General features: G+C 59.1%; 16 protein-coding genes. 8 read left to right on the plus strand and 8 right to left on the minus strand.

Going from position 1 to position 16,599, the window contains the following annotated elements; genetic code table 11:
- The 4 genes from IAE48_RS08560 to IAE48_RS08575 are packed head-to-tail and all read right to left on the minus strand — an operon-like array spanning nucleotide 1 to nucleotide 3,846.
- Nucleotides 1–951 carry an iron-siderophore ABC transporter substrate-binding protein gene (locus IAE48_RS08560; protein ID WP_200134083.1) on the minus strand — a complete coding sequence of 317 codons (951 nt, stop codon included), beginning with the start codon at nucleotides 949–951 and terminating at the stop codon, nucleotides 1–3.
- Between the two features lie 14 nt (nucleotides 952–965).
- Nucleotides 966–2,018 (minus strand): iron ABC transporter permease, encoded by a 1,053-nt coding sequence (locus IAE48_RS08565; protein WP_200134084.1) that lies wholly within the window; start codon nucleotides 2,016–2,018, stop codon nucleotides 966–968.
- Nucleotides 2,015–2,959 (minus strand): FecCD family ABC transporter permease, encoded by a 945-nt coding sequence (locus IAE48_RS08570; RefSeq protein ID WP_370568994.1) that lies wholly within the window; start codon nucleotides 2,957–2,959, stop codon nucleotides 2,015–2,017. Before IAE48_RS08570 ends, IAE48_RS08565 begins: the two co-directional genes overlap by 4 nt.
- Nucleotides 2,960–3,018: 59 nt before the next feature.
- A complete protein-coding gene (locus IAE48_RS08575; protein ID WP_200134086.1) occupies nucleotides 3,019–3,846 on the minus strand; it encodes an ABC transporter ATP-binding protein in 828 nt (275 codons plus the stop codon).
- A gap of 437 nt (nucleotides 3,847–4,283) precedes the next feature.
- On the opposite strand from IAE48_RS08575, the gene IAE48_RS08580 reads away from it, so the two are divergent.
- The 6 genes from IAE48_RS08580 (at nucleotide 4,284) to IAE48_RS08605 (ending at nucleotide 11,807) form a co-directional block, all read left to right on the plus strand.
- Nucleotides 4,284–6,428, plus strand: coding sequence for a TonB-dependent siderophore receptor (locus IAE48_RS08580; protein WP_200134087.1), 2,145 nt, complete (start codon nucleotides 4,284–4,286; stop codon nucleotides 6,426–6,428).
- 412 nt (nucleotides 6,429–6,840) lie between these two features.
- Nucleotides 6,841–7,713, plus strand: a complete 873-nt coding sequence (locus IAE48_RS08585) for a carbohydrate ABC transporter permease (RefSeq protein ID WP_076768957.1) — start codon at nucleotides 6,841–6,843, stop codon at nucleotides 7,711–7,713.
- The gene (locus IAE48_RS08590) at nucleotides 7,703–8,590 is read left to right on the plus strand and encodes a carbohydrate ABC transporter permease (RefSeq protein ID WP_042714510.1); all 888 of its coding nucleotides are present in this window, start codon (nucleotides 7,703–7,705) and stop codon (nucleotides 8,588–8,590) included. The genes IAE48_RS08585 and IAE48_RS08590 overlap by 11 nt, the downstream gene beginning before the upstream one ends.
- Nucleotides 8,591–8,601: 11 nt before the next feature.
- The gene (locus IAE48_RS08595) at nucleotides 8,602–9,426 is read left to right on the plus strand and encodes a phosphodiesterase (RefSeq protein ID WP_200134088.1); all 825 of its coding nucleotides are present in this window, start codon (nucleotides 8,602–8,604) and stop codon (nucleotides 9,424–9,426) included.
- Nucleotides 9,427–9,430: 4 nt separating this feature from the next.
- Nucleotides 9,431–10,504 carry an ABC transporter ATP-binding protein gene (locus IAE48_RS08600; protein WP_200134089.1) on the plus strand — a complete coding sequence of 358 codons (1,074 nt, stop codon included), beginning with the start codon at nucleotides 9,431–9,433 and terminating at the stop codon, nucleotides 10,502–10,504.
- 4 nt (nucleotides 10,505–10,508) lie between these two features.
- The gene (locus tag IAE48_RS08605; protein ID WP_370568995.1) at nucleotides 10,509–11,807 is read left to right on the plus strand and encodes an ABC transporter substrate-binding protein; all 1,299 of its coding nucleotides are present in this window, start codon (nucleotides 10,509–10,511) and stop codon (nucleotides 11,805–11,807) included.
- A 54-nt stretch (nucleotides 11,808–11,861) separates the two neighbouring features.
- Here the strand turns inward: IAE48_RS08605 and IAE48_RS08610 are convergent, their stop codons facing one another.
- Nucleotides 11,862–12,326: a hypothetical protein gene (locus IAE48_RS08610; RefSeq protein ID WP_200134091.1), complete on the minus strand. Its 465-nt coding sequence runs from the start codon at nucleotides 12,324–12,326 to the stop codon at nucleotides 11,862–11,864.
- Nucleotides 12,327–12,367: 41 nt separating this feature from the next.
- On the minus strand, nucleotides 12,368–13,405 hold the full coding sequence (locus IAE48_RS08615) for a hypothetical protein (protein ID WP_200134092.1): 1,038 nt from the start codon (nucleotides 13,403–13,405) through the stop codon (nucleotides 12,368–12,370).
- A 147-nt stretch (nucleotides 13,406–13,552) separates the two neighbouring features.
- Here IAE48_RS08615 and IAE48_RS08620 point away from each other — a divergent pair, with 147 nt between their 5' ends.
- Together IAE48_RS08620 and IAE48_RS08625 are read left to right on the plus strand one after the other, a co-directional pair.
- Nucleotides 13,553–14,284 (plus strand): hypothetical protein, encoded by a 732-nt coding sequence (locus IAE48_RS08620; RefSeq protein WP_200134093.1) that lies wholly within the window; start codon nucleotides 13,553–13,555, stop codon nucleotides 14,282–14,284.
- Nucleotides 14,284–14,913 carry a hypothetical protein gene (locus IAE48_RS08625; RefSeq protein WP_200134094.1) on the plus strand — a complete coding sequence of 210 codons (630 nt, stop codon included), beginning with the start codon at nucleotides 14,284–14,286 and terminating at the stop codon, nucleotides 14,911–14,913. The genes IAE48_RS08620 and IAE48_RS08625 overlap by 1 nt, the downstream gene beginning before the upstream one ends.
- On the opposite strand, the gene IAE48_RS08630 is transcribed toward IAE48_RS08625, so the two are convergent.
- Nucleotides 14,861–16,000: an MFS transporter gene (locus IAE48_RS08630; protein WP_200134095.1), complete on the minus strand. Its 1,140-nt coding sequence runs from the start codon at nucleotides 15,998–16,000 to the stop codon at nucleotides 14,861–14,863. The genes IAE48_RS08625 and IAE48_RS08630 overlap by 53 nt on opposite strands.
- Nucleotides 15,997–16,518, minus strand: a complete 522-nt coding sequence (locus IAE48_RS08635; RefSeq protein ID WP_200134096.1) for a TetR/AcrR family transcriptional regulator — start codon at nucleotides 16,516–16,518, stop codon at nucleotides 15,997–15,999. The genes IAE48_RS08630 and IAE48_RS08635 overlap by 4 nt, the downstream gene beginning before the upstream one ends.
- Nucleotides 16,519–16,599: the final 81 nt, after the last annotated feature.

The following is a 16,599-nucleotide window of genomic DNA, read 5'->3' on the forward strand; positions in this document are numbered from 1 at the left end:
TCATTTCCCTTGTTGCGGCAGCGGTCGCCCGGCAATCTGCGACTGCACCTGCGCCACCATCAGGCTTAACGAGGCAAAGGAGTTTGAGATCGCCTCTTCCCGTGAAATCAGGACATAGCGCCCGTTGTGACAGGCGGTGAGGAAATCGCACCAGCCGGGCATCACCGCGTTCATGGCGGCCATCTCATCCTGCGGTGTGCCGCCGGTATCGCCGCGCCATGTTGCAAAGACAAAGTCCGCATCCAGCTCCGGTAGCCGCTCGGCGCTGACATCCATCCGCCCGCCTTCAGGGATGCTGTCGATAAGCGGCGGGAAGCGAAAACCGGCATCCCGCAGCACGCGGCCCAGCGAGTGATAGCTGTGTAGTACGTTGATTTTGCCGTTGTTCGCCTGGATAACCGACACCGTTATCTTGCGGGTATCAATGGTCTTTTTCAGCGCCGCAATCTGCTCCTGATAGCGCCGCATCAGGATCGCCAGCCGCGACTGCGTGCCGGTCAGCTGCGCCAGCTTGCGATAGATCTCCGGCGCGCCGCCCTGCAGATGATCGATGCTCACCGTGGGCGCGATCTTCTCCAGTTGCTCTACCGGCGTATTACGGCTGGGCTCGGTAATGATCAAATCGGGTTTTGCTGCTGCAATGGCTTCCATATCGATATCGGCAGAGCCGATAAAGCGGATGTCAGAGTTATCAAAGTCGACGCCGGTTAACAGCGCGCCGGAGCGTAACACGTGGCGACCATCCGCCTGCGTGCGCCCGTGGCTGGCGACGGGCGGCACGCCAAGCTCAATCAGCGGAATGGTGATATCGAGATCGTGCAGCGACACAATGCGTTTCGGGTGCTGCGGTACCTTGACCACGCGCCCTAAGTCGTCGGTAAAACTCTGCACAGGCTCTGCGGCAGCGGCGGCGAAACCTGCCAGCAGCAGCAGGGAGAAGAGAAAGCGCATAGAACTCCTTAAGGTTATAAGCGATCGCGCCGCTGCCAGAGCAGCAGCAGGAAAAAGGGGCCACCCACCAGCGCAATCACAATCCCGGCGGGAAGTTGCAGCGGCGCAAACGCCAGCCGCCCAATCGTATCGGCGGCGAGCACCAGCAACCCACCGAGCACTGCGCTGCCCGAGAGCAGCGCGCGCTCACCGCCGCGCAGCAGAAAGCGCGCCATATGCGGGGCAATCAGCCCGACAAAGCCGAGGCTGCCGACGCAGGAGACGCTGGCCGCGGTCAGCAACACCGGCGCGAACACCCGCAGGCCGTTAAGCAGTATCAGCCGCACACCCAGCCCGGTTGCCGCCTGATTGCCGAGCTGCGCGACATCCGCCGCCCGGGCGGTGAGCAGCAAAATAAGCGCCGCAGGCAGCGCCCAGCAGAGCGCCACGCCGAGCAGCGGCCAGCTGGCGGCCTGCAAACTGCCCGCCAGCCACAGCATCGCGGTCTGTACGTCGCGCACGTCGGCGGTGGTCATAAAGAGGCCGATACCGGCGGCGAAAGTCCAGGAAAGTCCAATACCGAGCAGCACAAAGCGCGGTCGGGAGACGTCGCGCGCCAGCGCGATCACCAGGCCTGCGGCAAGCAAGCCGCCCGCCATTCCCGCCAGCGGACGCCACATCACGCTTACCGCCGGAAAGCTGAACACCAGCGTTAACACCGCAACGCTGGTCCCCTCTTTCACGCCAATTAAGCCCGGATCCGCCAGCCCGTTGCGCGTCATAGATTGCATCGCCGCGCCCGCCATGCCGAGCATCGCTCCGCAGAGCAGCGCCATGCAGAGCCGCGGCAGGCGCAGATCCCACACCACATAGTGCTGCTCGCCGCTGAGCATCTGTGGCATAAACAGCGCGCGTGTAAGGCTCGATGTCGGCACGGGCAGCGATCCGTGCGAAACGCCGAACAGCAGCAGCCCCAGCGCCAGCAGCAGCAGGCCGCTTAGCCACAGCAGCGCGCGCGGGCGGAGCAGGCGGGAGAAGCCGCCGATCCGAAGCGCACGCAGCCCGGCGCGATGCAGTTGGTGGCTCATTTGAAGAACCTCGCCGCCAGCAGCATAAACAGCGGCGCGCCGACCAGCGCAGTCATCACCCCGGTCGCCAGCTCCTGCGGCGACAGCAGCGTTCGCGCGGCGATATCTGCCAGCAGCAATAGCACCGCGCCGCCGAGCGCCGAGAGTGGGATCACTACGCGCAGATCGCTCCCCGCCAGACGGCGCACCATATGCGGCACCACCAGCCCGACAAACCCGACCGGCCCGGCAATGGCCACCGCCGCACCGCACAGCAGCGCAATGGCGAATAAAGAGAGCAGGCGAATTCGCGTCAGCGAAACACCAAGGCCGCGCGCCAGCGTATCGCCGAGCGCCAGCATATTCAGTGCCGGTGCCAGCCCAATCGCCAGCGCCAAGCCAGCGGTGGCAGCCATCGCCGCAGGGGTGATTTGCGCCCAGCTCAGCCCGGCAAGATCGCCCGCCAGCCAGGTGCGCATGCTCAGCAGGGTCTGCTCATCAAGGATCAGGATCGCGGCGGTGATTGACGAGGCAAAGGCCGACAGCGCCACGCCGCAGAGCGTCACCTTCATCGGCGTAAAGCCAGCGCGCCCGGCAGAACAGAGCAGCATCACCAGTGAGAAAAGTAGAGCCGCGCCGCAAGCGGCAATCAGCGGTCGGCTGACGGCGGCATCGCCCACCGTGATGCCAAGCGCGGTAGTTGCCACCACCGCCAGCGCGGCACCGGCATTCAAACCGAGGATATGCGGCTCGCCCAGCGGGTTGCGAATAACCGACTGCAAAAGTGCTCCGGCCACGCCCAGCGCGCCGCCGGTAAAGAGCGCGGCGACGAGGCGCAGCAAGCGCAGGCTGACGATCACCCGGTGATCGAAATTGTGCGGATCAAAGGCGATCAGCGCCTGTACCACCGTCGGCGGGTCGATGTAGCGCGCGCCGAGGCCAAGATGGCAAATGGCCGCCATTATCACTAATGCCAGCAGGCCAGGCGCGGCGATACTCACGCGGGCAGAGTGACGAACGCTCATGCGTTACTACCGCCCGGTTTGCGAAAGGGCATAAAGAATGGCTTGCCGGTCAACGGGTTAACCGACATCTGCACCTCGACATCAAACACGCGTTTGATCAGCTCCGGCGTGCAGGCCTCGCCTTCGTTGATCACCCCCTGCAAACGCCCCTGCCTGAGGAAGATCAGCGTGTCGGCGTAGTTCACCGCGAAGTTAAGATCGTGCAGCACCACAATCACCGTGCGGCCATGATCGCGGGTTAAGGTGTGCAGCAGTTCGAGGATCTCCACCTGATAGCGAAGATCGAGGAAGGTGGTTGGCTCATCAAGCAGGATCACCGGCGTTTGCTGCGCCAGCGCCATCGCGATCCAGCAGCGCTGCCGCTGGCCGCCGGAGAGGCTGTCCACGGGCTGATGGGCAAACCCGGCGGTGCCGGTCATTTCCAGCGCCTGCTGCACTGCGTTTTCATCCTCTTGCGACCACTGGCGCATAAAGCTTTGCCAGGGGAAACGCCCGCGCGCGACCAGCTCAAACACCGTCAGCCCTTCCGGCACGACCGGCGACTGCGGCAGGATGCCCAACTGGCGGGAGACGGCTTTTGTCGGCTGCTGATGGATCGCTTTGCCATCCAGCAGCACGCTGCCGCCAAGCGGTTTCAGCATGCGGGCAATGGTGCTGAGCAGGGTGGATTTCCCGGAGCCGTTTGCGCCCACCAGCACACTCATTTTGCCAAGGGGAATGGTGAGGCTGATCTCATCGATAATCAGTTGCTTGTGATAGCCCGCCGACAGGCGGTCGAGCACGATACCTTGCCCGCTTTCAGGTTGTTCCACGTGTTGTGGCATGTTGACTCCTGCGCCGCAACAGCGTGGCTACCCGCGCGTGCGTTAGCATCAAATAAAAATAAATCTCATTCTCTTTTGAAATTTTGCAGTTTACCGCTGTAGTAGTCAAGTATCCTAATCCGCTAACGCACTTACCCTCTCAGGCAGATGATCGGTGCTTATCTGCAAACCGAACCTAACTATTAACTTATTTATTTTTAATAACTTAATTAACTAAACCCACCGCGTTACCTGCTCTTCTTTGAACCTCATTTTTCTGTAGTGAATCTCTCCTGTTTTTCGTTTACTACTACGTAAGCTCATGTTTGAATGATTATCAATTACAAATCCGAAGCCGCACACTACGGTTAACGGATAGCGCTTTATCCACCAGCAATAACCATAAAAAACGTTCACGCCTGCCGGTAACGCAGGCACGCTTCGGGAAAGAAGAAGACATGGCAGATTTAACAGGTTGTTATTTCGGGCAAAAAGGGCGCACGCGCCTCTCTGCGCTCATTTTAGGCGCGCTCGTTTCACCGCTCACGCACGCAGCAGATAACAAAGAGGGCGACACCGTAACGGTGGTGGCAGATGCCGCCGCCGATAAACCGGCCACCTCCGGGTATCAGCCGCTCAACTCCTCCACCGCCACCCTGACCTCGATGCCGCTGCTGGATATTCCGCAAGTGGTGAATACCGTCAGCGACCAGGTTCTGGAAGATCAACACGCCACTACGCTTGATGAAGCGCTCTACAACGTCAGCAACGTTGTGCAGACCAACACGCTCGGCGGCACTCAGGATGCGTTTGTGCGCCGCGGTTTTGGTGCCAACCGCGACGGCTCGGTAATGACCAACGGCCTGCGCACCGTGGTGCCGCGCAGTTTTAACGCCGATGTCTCCAGGGTGGAAGTGCTGAAAGGCCCGGCCTCAACGCTGTATGGCATTCTCGATCCCGGCGGGCTTATCAACGTGGTGACCAAACGCCCGGAGACCACTTTTGGTGGCTCTGTTTCCGCCACCTCCAGCAGCTTTGGCGGCGGCACCGGTGAGTTTGACGTTACCGGCCCGATCGAAGGCACGCGGCTGGCCTGGCGCCTGATCGGCGAATACCAGAACGAAGATTACTGGCGTAATTTCGGCAAGCAGAAAAGCACCTTTATCGCCCCCTCGCTGAGCTGGTTTGGCGATAACGCGACGATCAACGTGCTCTACTCCCATCGTGATTATCAGATGCCGTTCGATCGCGGCACGATCTTCGATCTTGCGACCAAACAGCCGGTCAATGTCGACCGTAAAACCCGCTTTGATGAGCCGTTTAATATTACTGACGGTGAATCTGACATCGCGCAGCTCAACGCCGAATATCGCTTTAACAGCCAGTGGACCGGAAAGCTGGAGTATGGTTTCAGCCAGGATAAATACAGCGATAACCAGTCGCGGGTGATGGCCTATAACGCCGCCACCGGCGGGCTGACGCGTCGGGTGGATGCCACGCAGGGATCGACCCAGCGCATGCACACCACGCGCGCCGATCTGCAGGGCAACGTGACGCTTGGCGGTTTTTATAACGAGATCCTCACCGGCGTCGCGTATGAAAATTACGATCTGCTGCGCACCGATATGATCCGCTGTAAAAACGTGAAGGATTTCAATATCTACAACCCGAGCTACGGTCGTGCCAGCAAGTGCACAACCGTCTCGGCCTCCGACAGCGATCAGCGCATCCAGCAAGAGAGCTACTCGGCGTATGCGCAGGATGCGCTCTATCTGACGGACAACTGGATCGCCGTCGCCGGGATGCGCTACCAGTATTACACCCAGTATGCGGGCAAAGGGCGTCCGTTTAAGGTCAACACCGACAGCAGCGATGAGCAGTGGACGCCGAAGTTTGGCCTCGTTTATAAACTCACGCCGTCGATCTCGCTGTTCGGTAACGTGGCAAAAGCCTTTATGCCGCAGTCGTCGATTGCCAGCTATATCGGTGACCTGCCGCCAGAAACATCGACTTCCTATGAAGTGGGTGCCAAATTCGACCTCTTCGACGGTGTTACCGCCAATATCACGGCGTTTGATATTCACAAACGTAACGTGCTGTATAACGAAATCGTCGGCGATGAGACGGTAGCGAAAACCGCCGGGCGCGTGCGCTCCCAGGGCGTTGAGATGGATGTGGCAGGTGCGCTGACGCCGAATATGAATGTGATCGCCAGCTACAGCTATACCGCGGCGAAAGTGCTGGAAGATCCGGACTACGCCGGTAAACCGCTGCCGAACGTGCCGCGCCACACCGGTTCGCTGTTCCTGACCTATGACATTCACAATGTTTATGCCGGTAATACGCTGACCCTCGGCGGCGGTGGGCACGGCGTCAGCCGCCGCTCGGCCACCAACGGCGCGGATTACTACCTGCCGGGCTATGTCGTCGCGGATGCCTTTGCCGCTTACAAAATGCAGCTGCGCTACCCGGTGACGCTGCAACTGAACCTGAAAAACCTGTTTGATAAGACCTATTACACCTCATCGATGGGCACCAATAATTTGGGTAACCAGATTGGCGATCCGCGTGAAGTGCAGTTCACGGTGAAGATGGATTTTTAAGGTTTAACCGGTAACCCTTCTGCATTGCCCGATGGCGCTTACGCTTATCGGGCCTACGTGTTGAATCCTCGCTTTTCCCAGGCCGGGTAAGGCACAGCCGCCACCCGGCACCTCCCCTGCATTGCCCGATGGCGCTTACGCTTATCGGGCCTACGCGTTGAACCCTCTCTTTTCGTAGGCCGGGTAAGGCGCAGCCGCCACCCGGCATCTCCTCTGCATTGCCCGATGGCGCTTCGCTTATCGGGCCTACGTTTAAGCCTCGCTTTTCGTAGGCCGGGTAAGGCGTAGCCGCCACCCGGCATGTTCCCCGTACCGCCGGTTCATTAAACAGTCACCTGCACGCCATGCTTTTGCAGCATTGGTTTCACACAATGCCCGCTTTCGAAACCCGTGACGTTTTTTTCAGGCAACTATGAAAAAGTACTGGCTTCCCTGGCTTATCCTCTCGCCGTCGCTGCTCTTCCTGGCGCTGTTCACCTACTTTCCCCTGCTGCGCTCGGTCTACGACAGCCTGTTCGATACGCGCATGGCGAGCGACAACCCGCCCTTTGTCGGCGCGGCTAACTTTACGCGCCTGCTGGAGGACAGCGTCTTCTGGCAATCGCTGCTCAATAACCTGCTCTATATCCTGCTGACGGTGATCCCGGGCGTCACGCTGGCGCTGCTGCTGGCCGTCGCGCTGTGGGAAAACCACCGCGTAAACCGCTGGCTGCGCACCGCTTTTTTCTTCCCGATGATTATCCCGATGGTCAGCGCCGCCGCGCTGTGGCTGTTTATCTTTATGCCCGGCCTCGGCATGCTCGATCACTACCTGGCCACCCTTTTTGGCCCGATGAATAACAACTGGCTCGGTCGCAGCAACAGCGCGCTGTTTGCGCTGGCGCTGATTGGCGTATGGAAATTTGCTGGCTACTACATGCTCTTCTTTCTCGCCGGCTTGCAGGGCATTCCGGCCTCCACGCGCGAAGCGGCGGTGATGGAGGGCGCAACGCCAACCCAGGTTTTCTTCAAGGTCACGCTGCCGCTGCTGCGCCCGACCCTGAGCTTTGTGCTCACCACGGCGCTGATCTACTCCGTAACGCAGATCGATCACGTTGCGGTGATGACCCACGGCGGGCCGGATAACGCCACCACCGTGCTGCTCTACTACATCCAGAATCTCGCCTGGGAGACGCACGATCTCGGTAAAGCGTCGGCGGCCACCTTTTTAACGCTGGTCGGCCTGTTCATCTTTTCGCTGGTTAACCTGAAATTACTGGAAAGAGGAGCGCACTATGAGCGTTGAGATCTCGCCTGCCCTCAATTCGACGGCTGCCGTAGCCCGCCCGCGCTGGCTGCGTCTACGTCACTCCCGTTCGTTTACCCTCGCGTTGCTGATGAGCTGCCTGGCGCTGCTGTGGGTCAGCCCGTTTATCTGGATGCTCTCGTCCGCTTTCAGCACCACCACCTTCGGCGAAGAGATGGCCTCAATTCTGCCGCGCTTCCCGCTGACGCTGGATAACTTCCGCGAGGCGTGGAACAGCGCCGACTGGCTGAGCCTCTATGGCAACACGCTGATTTTCGCCTTCGGCACCTTCTTCGTGCAGCTTTTTACCATCACGACCGCCGGGTATGTCTTCGCCTGCCATGAGTTTCGCGGCAAGCAGACGCTGTTCGTCCTCTTTCTGGTGCAGCTGATGATCATGCCGGTAGTGATGATGATCCCCAATATGCTGACGCTGAAAACCTTCGGCCTGCTCAACACCTTAACCGGCGTGATGATGCCCTACTTCACCTCGGCGTTTGGCGTGTTCCTGATGCGCCAGGCCTTTCTCGCCATCCCGAAAGAGATCGAAGAGGCGGCGCTGATGGAGGGCTGCCGCTGGTGGCAGGTGCTGTTCCGCGTGATGTTGCCCATGTCCTGGCCGTCGCTGCTCGCCTTCGCCACCGTCAGCATTACCTATCACTGGAACGAGTATTTATGGCCGCTGATGATGCTCAACGATCCCGACAAGCAGGTGCTGACGGTCGGGCTGGTCTCCTTCGCTATGGGCGCGGAGTCCGGCGGGCAGTGGGGGGTGATCAGCGCCGGGACGCTGATGGTCTGCCTGCCGCTGATGGTCGCCTTTATCGCGTTCCAGAAACAGTTTCTTCGAAGCTTTGGCTTCTCCGGCATTAAATAAGGAGTGCAGTGATGTTTTTAGCGCAAATTTCCGACACCCACTTTCGCAGCCAGCATCAGAAGCTGTACGGGTTTATTGACGTCAATGCCGGTAACGCCGATGTAGTGTGCCAGCTAAACGCCCTGCGCGAGCGCCCGGATGCGGTGGTCATCAGTGGCGACATCGTCAACTGCGGCCAGCCTGAAGAGTACCGCGTGGCGCGCCAGGTGCTCGGCAGCCTCGACTATCCGCTGTTTGTTATTCCCGGCAATCACGATGACAAAGCCCACTTTCTTGAGTATATGCACCCGCTCTGCCCGCAGCTGGGCAGCGATCCGCACAATATGCGTTACGCGATTGATGAGTTCCCCACCCGTCTGCTGTTTATTGACTCCAGCCTCGCCGGGGAGTCAAAAGGCTGGCTGACGCCGGAGACGCTGAACTGGCTGGAAGCGCAGCTTATGCAGAGTAGAGATCGGCCTACCGCGCTCTTTATGCACCACCCGCCGCTGCCGCTCGGCAATGCGCAGATGGATCGCATCGCCTGCGAAAATGGCCATCTGCTGTTAAATCTGATTGAGCGTTTCCCGGCGCTGACGCGCATCTTCTGCGGCCATAACCACAGCCTGACCATGACCCAGTATCGCCAGGCGACGATTGCCACCATTCCCGCCACCGTGCACCAGGTGCCGTACTGCCACGAAGATACCCGCCCCTATTACGATATGTCGCCGCCCGCCTGCCTGATGCACCGCCAGGTCGGCGAGCAGTGGGTCAGCTACCTGCATTCACTTTCTCACTACCCCGGCCCGTGGCTCTACAACCCGCAGATCAGCTGCCCGGTGGATGAGCGCTAAAACCATGTTAAGACTCAATCAGGTTAGTAAAAGCTTTGAGGGCAACGCGGCGCTGAATGCGGTCTCGCTGGAGATTGCCGACGGCGAATTTGTGGTGCTGGTCGGGCCCTCCGGCTGCGGCAAAAGCACACTGCTGCGGCTGATCGCCGGATTAGAGAGCGTCAGCAGCGGGGAGATCTGGCTCGATAATCAGCAGATCACCACCCTTTCGCCGCGCGATCGCAACTTTGCGATGATCTTCCAGAACTATGCCCTCTTCCCGCATCTTTCCGTGCGCGACAACATCACCTTCGGCATGAAGGTGCGCAATGAGGAGCGAGCAAGCTGGCAGCCGCGGCTGGCGCGCGTGGCGCAAATGCTGGAACTCGATACGCTGCTGGAGAGAAAACCGGCGAAGCTCTCCGGTGGCCAGCGTCAGCGCGTGGCGATGGCGCGCGCCATCGTGCGCAACCCGAAGCTCTTTTTGATGGATGAACCGCTCTCCAACCTCGATGCCCGCCTGCGCAGCGACGTGCGCGACAGCATTATGGCGATGCACCAGCAGTTACAGATAAGCACCATCTATGTGACCCACGATCAGACCGAAGCGATGTCGATGGCCGACCGCATCGTGGTGATGAATGGCGGGCATGTGCAGCAGGTGGGCCGCCCGGAAGAGCTTTATGCGCACCCGGTGAACCTGTTTGTCGCTGGCTTTATTGGCTCACCGGCGATGAACCTGCAACGGCTGCCCTGTGCCGGGGACGATGTGCTGCTGGGCGAGCAGCGCCTGCCGCTGCCGGCTCACGCCCGAAATCATGATGAGGTATGGCTCGGCATTCGCCCGGAACATATCACCGATGTGCCAGAAGCAGGCCATCTTATGCTGCCTGCCACCGTCACCCAGCGCGAACTGATGGGCGCCGATTACCAGCTGCATGTCACCACGCCCATCGGCAACCTGCGCTACATCCGCCGTCACCGGGGCGATGTTCCCAACAAAGGGGACACGCTCAGCGTCGGTTTTTCACCGTTTGATTGCCACCTTTTTGCTGCCGATACGCAGCGTAATTTACACCAGGAGAGAGACCATGCATAAGCTAATGCGAGCGCTTACTTACGGTATAACCCTTGCGATAAGTGCCAGTGTGGCGGCGCAGGAGAAGATCGACTTTATGTTTCCGGCACCGGTCGATGGCAAGCTGACGATGGAGATGACGCGCATCATCAAAGCCTTCAACGACTCGCAAAAAGAGGTTGAGGTACGCGGCATTTTTACCGGCAACTACGACACCACCAAAATGAAAGCCGAGTCCGCGCAAAAGGCGGGCCAGCCGCCTGCGCTGGTGATTATGTCCGCCAACTTCACCACCGATCTGGCGTTAAAAGATGAAATCCTGCCGATGGATGAGCTGTTTAAATATGGCGATAAAAAAGCGGGCGATTTCCTGCAAAGCGCCTTCTGGCCTGCGATGCAGAAGAATGCGCAGGTGATGGGCGTGACTTATGCCATCCCGTTCCACAACTCGACGCCAATCCTCTACTACAACAAAACGCTGTTTGCGCAGGCGGGCATCACGCAGCCGCCTCAGGACTGGAAAACGCTGCTGGAGGATGCGAAAAAACTGACGGATCAGAGCAAAGGCCAGTGGGGCATTATGCTCCCCTCGACCAATGACGATTACGGCGGCTGGATCTTTTCCTCGCTGGTACGCGCCAACGGCGGCAACTACTTCAATGAGAACTTCCCCGGCGAGGTCTATTACAACGCGCCGACCACCATTGGCGCGCTGCGCTTCTGGCAGGATCTGATCTACAAAGAGAAAGTGATGCCCTCCGGCGTGCTGAACTCCAAACAGATCAGCGCCGCCTTCTTCTCCGGCAAGGTGGGGATGACGATGCTGAGCACCGGCGCGCTTGGCTTTATGCGTGAAAACAGCAAAGGGTTTGAGCTGGGCGTAGCGATGATGCCTGCCCAGCTGCAGCGCGCGGTGCCGATTGGCGGCGCCAGCCTGGTGAGCTTTAAAGGCATCTCCGACGCGCAGAAAAAAGCGGCTTATACGTTTATGACCTACCTCATTAGCCCCGAGGTCAATGGCGCATGGAGCCGCTTTACCGGCTACTTCTCGCCGCTGAAAGCGACCTACGACACGCCGGAGATGAAGGCTTATCTCAAGCAGGATCCCCGCGCAGCGATTGCGCTGGAGCAGTTACAGTATGCGCACCCGTGGTACTCCACTTATGAAACCGTCGCCGTGCGCAAAGCGATGGAGAACCAGCTCGCCGCGGTAGTGAACGATGAGAAAGTGACGCCGGAAGCAGCAGCTGCCGCCGCACAAAAAGAGGCGGATACGTTGATGAAGCCGTATGTCGATAAAACGGCGCTACAGCCGGTGAAATAAGGGATTTGCAGGCCCGCAGGGAAGCGGGGGAAGGTTTGCTCCAGTAAGCACTCACTAACGTAGCAGTATCATGCTTAGCGTCGCCTGGAGGGTTTGCGCATCGTAATAGAGTGAAAAGATATCTGCTGCGGGGTCGCCGGATTTTCGCCACTCTTCTGCACGGGTTATCGGATGCGGATCGCGCTCATAGCCGAGGGTTTGAATGTACTGCCGCAGCGCCTCGATACTCTCTTTGCTGGCATTCTCAAAAATTATGCTGTTGATGGAGGGATAACCGTCACCATTATGAAATTCCAGATGATACGTCGTGGTGATACGCGGAGCCTGCGCAATCGCCTTTTCAGTCAACATGTTGTAATCCCACAGATTACGCTCGGTGTAGACCGTCGTTTCCCCCAGCCCGGAGAGCATCAGCCAGAGCAGAAAGAAGAGCACCAGCGCGAAGGAAACCACAAACAGGCTGCCCCACTTCACTATGCGAAAGAGTAACGCGGTGGCTGCGTGGGGCTTTTGCATCATTATTTTTTATCCTGCACCGTAGTTTGACGCTCCAGTCTTACCTACTCTTCGCGCGCCATAATCTTTTCGATATAAGCCTCAAGCTGATGACGCTGCAGATAGGTTTTCACCTGACGCTCCCAGCCGGAGCCATCGCCGAGCACCGCGCGGCTATGCGTCGGGGCATAGAGATAATGCGTGTCGTAGAGGTTCATCAGCGACTGGTTCATCGCATCGATATTGGCCGGGGTTTTCTTGCTTCTCTCTTGCTGGATAGCCAGCGAATGCAGGACTTTTTCGCGCGACGCTTCATCGGGCGTCCACGACCGCTCACTCAGTTCGCTCAGCACCAGAAACTGCGGCTGATACTCTTCGGCCAGCGCGGCCTGTAACCGGTCATGACCGTCGAGGATGACGAACGACGCCAGCCCGGCGATATACCACACCAGAATCGGCGGCAACGCGTTTTCGCGGCACTTCTTGCGCCACCACTTCACGCGGCCGGACCCGGCATCGACCGGATAGCGGCTAAGCAGCAGATGACCGCCCCACCACCAGTCAACCCACTTCACCTTCTCCGGGTTTTGCAGATCGGGAAAATCTTCACTGTAGAGCGACCAGTTCACGCCGATATAGGTGCTGTGGTCGGGGGTTTCAAAACGCCACTCTTCGCGCGGCACTTTGCGGTCACAAACATAGGGTGCCTTCGGCCTGGCCGCCAGCATCGGGCGTAGCAGCCAGCGGCGCGGCGGCAACAGCGGAACGGGCGCTTCCATCAATTCACGGGCAAAGTAGCGGCACCAGTGGCTGATCCAGCTCTCTTCGCCCGCCCGTTTGGCGCTTTCTACGTCCGCCGAGCTGATGGCAGGCAGCAGCAGATCCTGGCCGGGGTGCTCGGCGTTAAACACCAGCCAGACGCCGGAGTGGTCGTTTAGCATCGTCGCCCAGAAGAGGGGTTCGCCATTGACCTGCAGCGCCATGCGGCCGTTATTGCCGCTCTGCATCTCCATCGCCTGGCCGTTGCCTTCGCGCACCACCAGCTCCAGCCCCTGCCAGCGATCCTGACGGTCGAGCAGATCTTTCCACCAGTATTCACTCATCCTCTTCTCCTTACGACGTGACCCGCAGAGTGTAAGGCAAAGTTGCCGAATCGCTAACTATCAGAATGTCTTAAACCATGGCTGAGATTAAAGGAAAGGGATCGCCTGCCGTTTATTACCTCTCATTACTTTGTGAAAGGAACCACAATGTTACATGCCATTTTGAACAGCAAAGCGCGGCGCGTGGATGTGAGCGATAAGGCTGCACAAAGCTGGCGGTCGGTATTTCAAAACTATGAAGACCTCTTAACCGCCGCTTTCTGGGGGCGAATAAGCTATCTCTCCCAGGAAGCCATACAGGCTTTACTCTCCTCCCTGCTCGCAACCGATACTGGCCCGTGGGGAAAATTTGAATCCCTCACCTTCTGGCCTAAATACCCCTTTCCCGACGAACTCGACAGCACTGTCGCGCCGTGGATCAATGAGCATGATAAGTATGCCGAGCCCGATGTTGTCCTGACTTTCGAGCACGCCACGCTGATGGTGGAAGTCAAACCGCCAGAGGGTGGTCAGCAGTACCAACAGCAGTGGTGTAAAGAGATCTATGCGTGGAAAAACAGCGAAGAAGCCCAGCAGGCGCTGCATTTTCTGGCGATCGGCAACTTACCGAAGCACGCTAACGCTCTGTTTTGCGATTTGAAGCGTCTCTTTGATGGCGTGTCGTTTTACGGCTTAGAGTGGCGCGAGGTTCGCGCCAAAATGGAACACCCCGCCAGCGGCTGGCCGACAGAGCAGGATCAACGCATTGTCGCCGATTGCCTGCGCGCCCTTGAGTTATATGGCATCCGCGCGCCGTTGTTGCCGTGGCAGCCCTTACTTTCGTCTCTTCATCACGCCGACCTGTCGGCTGGCTTCCCCTCTTTACAAGGAAAATCCTGATGTCCGATCCCTTTAGCGTCGTGCGCCAGGCGCACCGGATTTGTGCGGCCTACTATCAGCAGATGCTGCCACTCATCAATGAAACGGCCTATCGCCTTGGGGCAGAGTTTTTTCGCCGCGATCACTGGAGCTTCAGCCCACCGCCGCAGCGTAACAGCAACCCTTTTACCTGCTGGGAGTGGGATTTCCTGCCGCTGATGGATGCCGCCTTCGTTTTCGCTCACCAGCAGACCGCCAGCAAAATGGGGAGCGAGGATTTCGTTGTTGATTTCCGCCTGGTAACGGACAGCGAGCTGGCCTGGGAGCAGCGCAACGAACAGTATGGCGAAGATGAAAAACCGCTCGCCAGCGCATTGAAAACAGCACCAGAAAATGCAAAAAGCTTGCTTGAAATCTACCTCTTCGCCACCTGTAAAAACGGAACCTACGATTCCCCTTACACGCTGTGGAACAGCTATCGCGGTTATCCAGAAACAGACGGTACGGTCACGCTTGCAGAGGGTGAACCCATCAAAGCGATCGGTTTCCGGGTGCAGCTTCATGAGCTAGCGCATGACGGTAGCGTTGACGCGCTTGTTAAACGCATCGAGGCTCATCTGGCACTACTGCGGGCGGATAAAACAGCATAATGCCCGCCAGCAGCGTAAAGGCGATCAGCGCTGGTGCAGCGCCGATCTGCGCGTAAAGCACGCCGAAAAGCATCGATCCGGCAACCTGCCCGGCAGCGAGCATAAAAAAGACCACGCCGACGCCGGATGCAGGCCTCTCTGGCGTGGCCTGCGCACCGCCAACCAGCAGCACGCCGGAAAGTGTAATGTAACCCGCCCCACAGAGCGCCACCGCCGGAAACAGCCAGCCGCTAAAGGTATGGCTGAAGGCAATTAGCATCAGCGGAGCGGCCATAAACAGTAGCGACAGGCGGTAAACCTGCCCCATGCCGATGAGGCGCGCAAGCGGCCCGGTAAGGACCCCGAGCATCCCCGCTGCACCGCATACCAGCCACAGCAGGCTTATCAGCGTATTCGCGACTTTCGCATGCTGGCGCAGCACCTCGGGGCCAAAACTCCACCACGCCGCGCTCGCCATACCGCTGATAAAGGCGACGATCGCAAGGTGCACCAGCGGACGAGTAAACAGCCCCCTCTGAGCGGATGGCTCAACCTGCTTCACCGCACCCGACGGCAGATAGCGCCACACCGGCAGCAAGGTCAGCAGCGCAATCGCCGCGAACAGCACGCAGGCGTAGCGCCAGGGCAGAACAAGCAGCATCGGCACAGAGAGGATAATTCCTGCGCCCGTGCCGGCATTGATGATGGTGTTAACCTGCGTCTGGCGCTGCGCGGTGACAGCCTGGCTGACCGCCGCCGCCAGCGACGGTGAAGAGAGCCCGGCGCTGAAACCGGCAATCAGCAGCCCTGCTGCCAGCAATAGGGCCGAGGAAGCAGCGGCAAGCAGCAGCAAACCCGCCGCGGCACAGAGAGCGGAGATCACGCCTACCAACCTTGCGCCATAGCGCGTGCAGAGCCGGGATGCCACCGAGACCGACAGGCAGTAGGCGGCGAAACTGCAGGCAGAAAGCACGCCCGCCAGACGCGGGCTGAATGGCACCTCTTGCGAGACCGCGGGCAGCATCAATCCCCACGAGAAACGCGCCAGCCCGTAAGAGACGGCAATCAACAGAAAGCCCGTAACGGCGAGCGAAAGGGAGTTTTTCATGGCGTCTCTTGGTGGGCAATAAGCAGTGCCGCCGCATCACCGGCGCGCTGCGCGGCCTGAGCACCGACGATCAATGCCGAGGTGATAGCGCCTTCAAACAGCATCCATATCGCATCTGCCAGCGCGGCGTCGTGCACGCAGTCGGTGATGTAAGCGCGCAGCTGATAGCGAAAATCGAGCGCCAGCGCCGAGAGGCGAACACTCTCCTGCGCATACTCGCCCCAGGCTTTCAGAAAGAAGCAGCCGCCGGTGCCATGTGCCTCCATCCAGTCGCCGAGCACGGTGAAAAGCGTGTGAATGGCGAGCGGATCGTCAGGCGTTCGCAGGTCAGCAAAAAACCGCTGCTGACGCGCCTGCATCACCGCCTCGGTAAGCTGCTCGCGCGACGGGAAATGACGATAAAGCGTGCGCGTCGAGACGCCCGCTTCGCGGCAGATGCGGTCGGTGCTGGTGGCGTGAAAGCCGTTGTCATAGAAGAGCCGCTCGGCGGCCTCGATGATATCGTTTCTTTTTTGCATAGTTAAAAAGTAAACCGATCGTTTTACTTCTGCAAAAAAATAGCGAAAAAAATAAGATTAATAATCTATTCAGCCGGAACG

The organism is Kosakonia sp. S57 (genome assembly GCF_016516575.1).
GTDB classification, from domain to species: domain Bacteria; phylum Pseudomonadota; class Gammaproteobacteria; order Enterobacterales; family Enterobacteriaceae; genus Kosakonia; species Kosakonia cowanii.

What these genes read in the sequence shown, in the direction of transcription:
- IAE48_RS08560 (WP_200134083.1), bottom strand. Translation starts at nt 951, where the DNA reads ATGCGCTTTCTCTTCTCCCTGCTGCTGCTGGCAGGTTTCGCCGCCGCT.
- IAE48_RS08565 (WP_200134084.1), bottom strand. Translation starts at nt 2,018, where the DNA reads ATGAGCCACCAACTGCATCGCGCCGGGCTGCGTGCGCTTCGGATCGGC.
- IAE48_RS08570 (WP_370568994.1), bottom strand. Translation starts at nt 2,959, where the DNA reads ATGGCGGCCATTTGCCATCTTGGCCTCGGCGCGCGCTACATCGACCCG.
- IAE48_RS08575 (WP_200134086.1), bottom strand. Translation starts at nt 3,846, where the DNA reads ATGCCACAACACGTGGAACAACCTGAAAGCGGGCAAGGTATCGTGCTC.
- IAE48_RS08580 (WP_200134087.1), top strand. Translation starts at nt 4,284, where the DNA reads ATGGCAGATTTAACAGGTTGTTATTTCGGGCAAAAAGGGCGCACGCGC.
- IAE48_RS08585 (WP_076768957.1), top strand. Translation starts at nt 6,841, where the DNA reads ATGAAAAAGTACTGGCTTCCCTGGCTTATCCTCTCGCCGTCGCTGCTC.
- IAE48_RS08590 (WP_042714510.1), top strand. Translation starts at nt 7,703, where the DNA reads ATGAGCGTTGAGATCTCGCCTGCCCTCAATTCGACGGCTGCCGTAGCC.
- IAE48_RS08595 (WP_200134088.1), top strand. Translation starts at nt 8,602, where the DNA reads ATGTTTTTAGCGCAAATTTCCGACACCCACTTTCGCAGCCAGCATCAG.
- IAE48_RS08600 (WP_200134089.1), top strand. Translation starts at nt 9,431, where the DNA reads ATGTTAAGACTCAATCAGGTTAGTAAAAGCTTTGAGGGCAACGCGGCG.
- IAE48_RS08605 (WP_370568995.1), top strand. Translation starts at nt 10,509, where the DNA reads ATGCGAGCGCTTACTTACGGTATAACCCTTGCGATAAGTGCCAGTGTG.
- IAE48_RS08610 (WP_200134091.1), bottom strand. Translation starts at nt 12,326, where the DNA reads ATGATGCAAAAGCCCCACGCAGCCACCGCGTTACTCTTTCGCATAGTG.
- IAE48_RS08615 (WP_200134092.1), bottom strand. Translation starts at nt 13,405, where the DNA reads ATGAGTGAATACTGGTGGAAAGATCTGCTCGACCGTCAGGATCGCTGG.
- IAE48_RS08620 (WP_200134093.1), top strand. Translation starts at nt 13,553, where the DNA reads ATGTTACATGCCATTTTGAACAGCAAAGCGCGGCGCGTGGATGTGAGC.
- IAE48_RS08625 (WP_200134094.1), top strand. Translation starts at nt 14,284, where the DNA reads ATGTCCGATCCCTTTAGCGTCGTGCGCCAGGCGCACCGGATTTGTGCG.
- IAE48_RS08630 (WP_200134095.1), bottom strand. Translation starts at nt 16,000, where the DNA reads ATGAAAAACTCCCTTTCGCTCGCCGTTACGGGCTTTCTGTTGATTGCC.
- IAE48_RS08635 (WP_200134096.1), bottom strand. Translation starts at nt 16,518, where the DNA reads ATGCAAAAAAGAAACGATATCATCGAGGCCGCCGAGCGGCTCTTCTAT.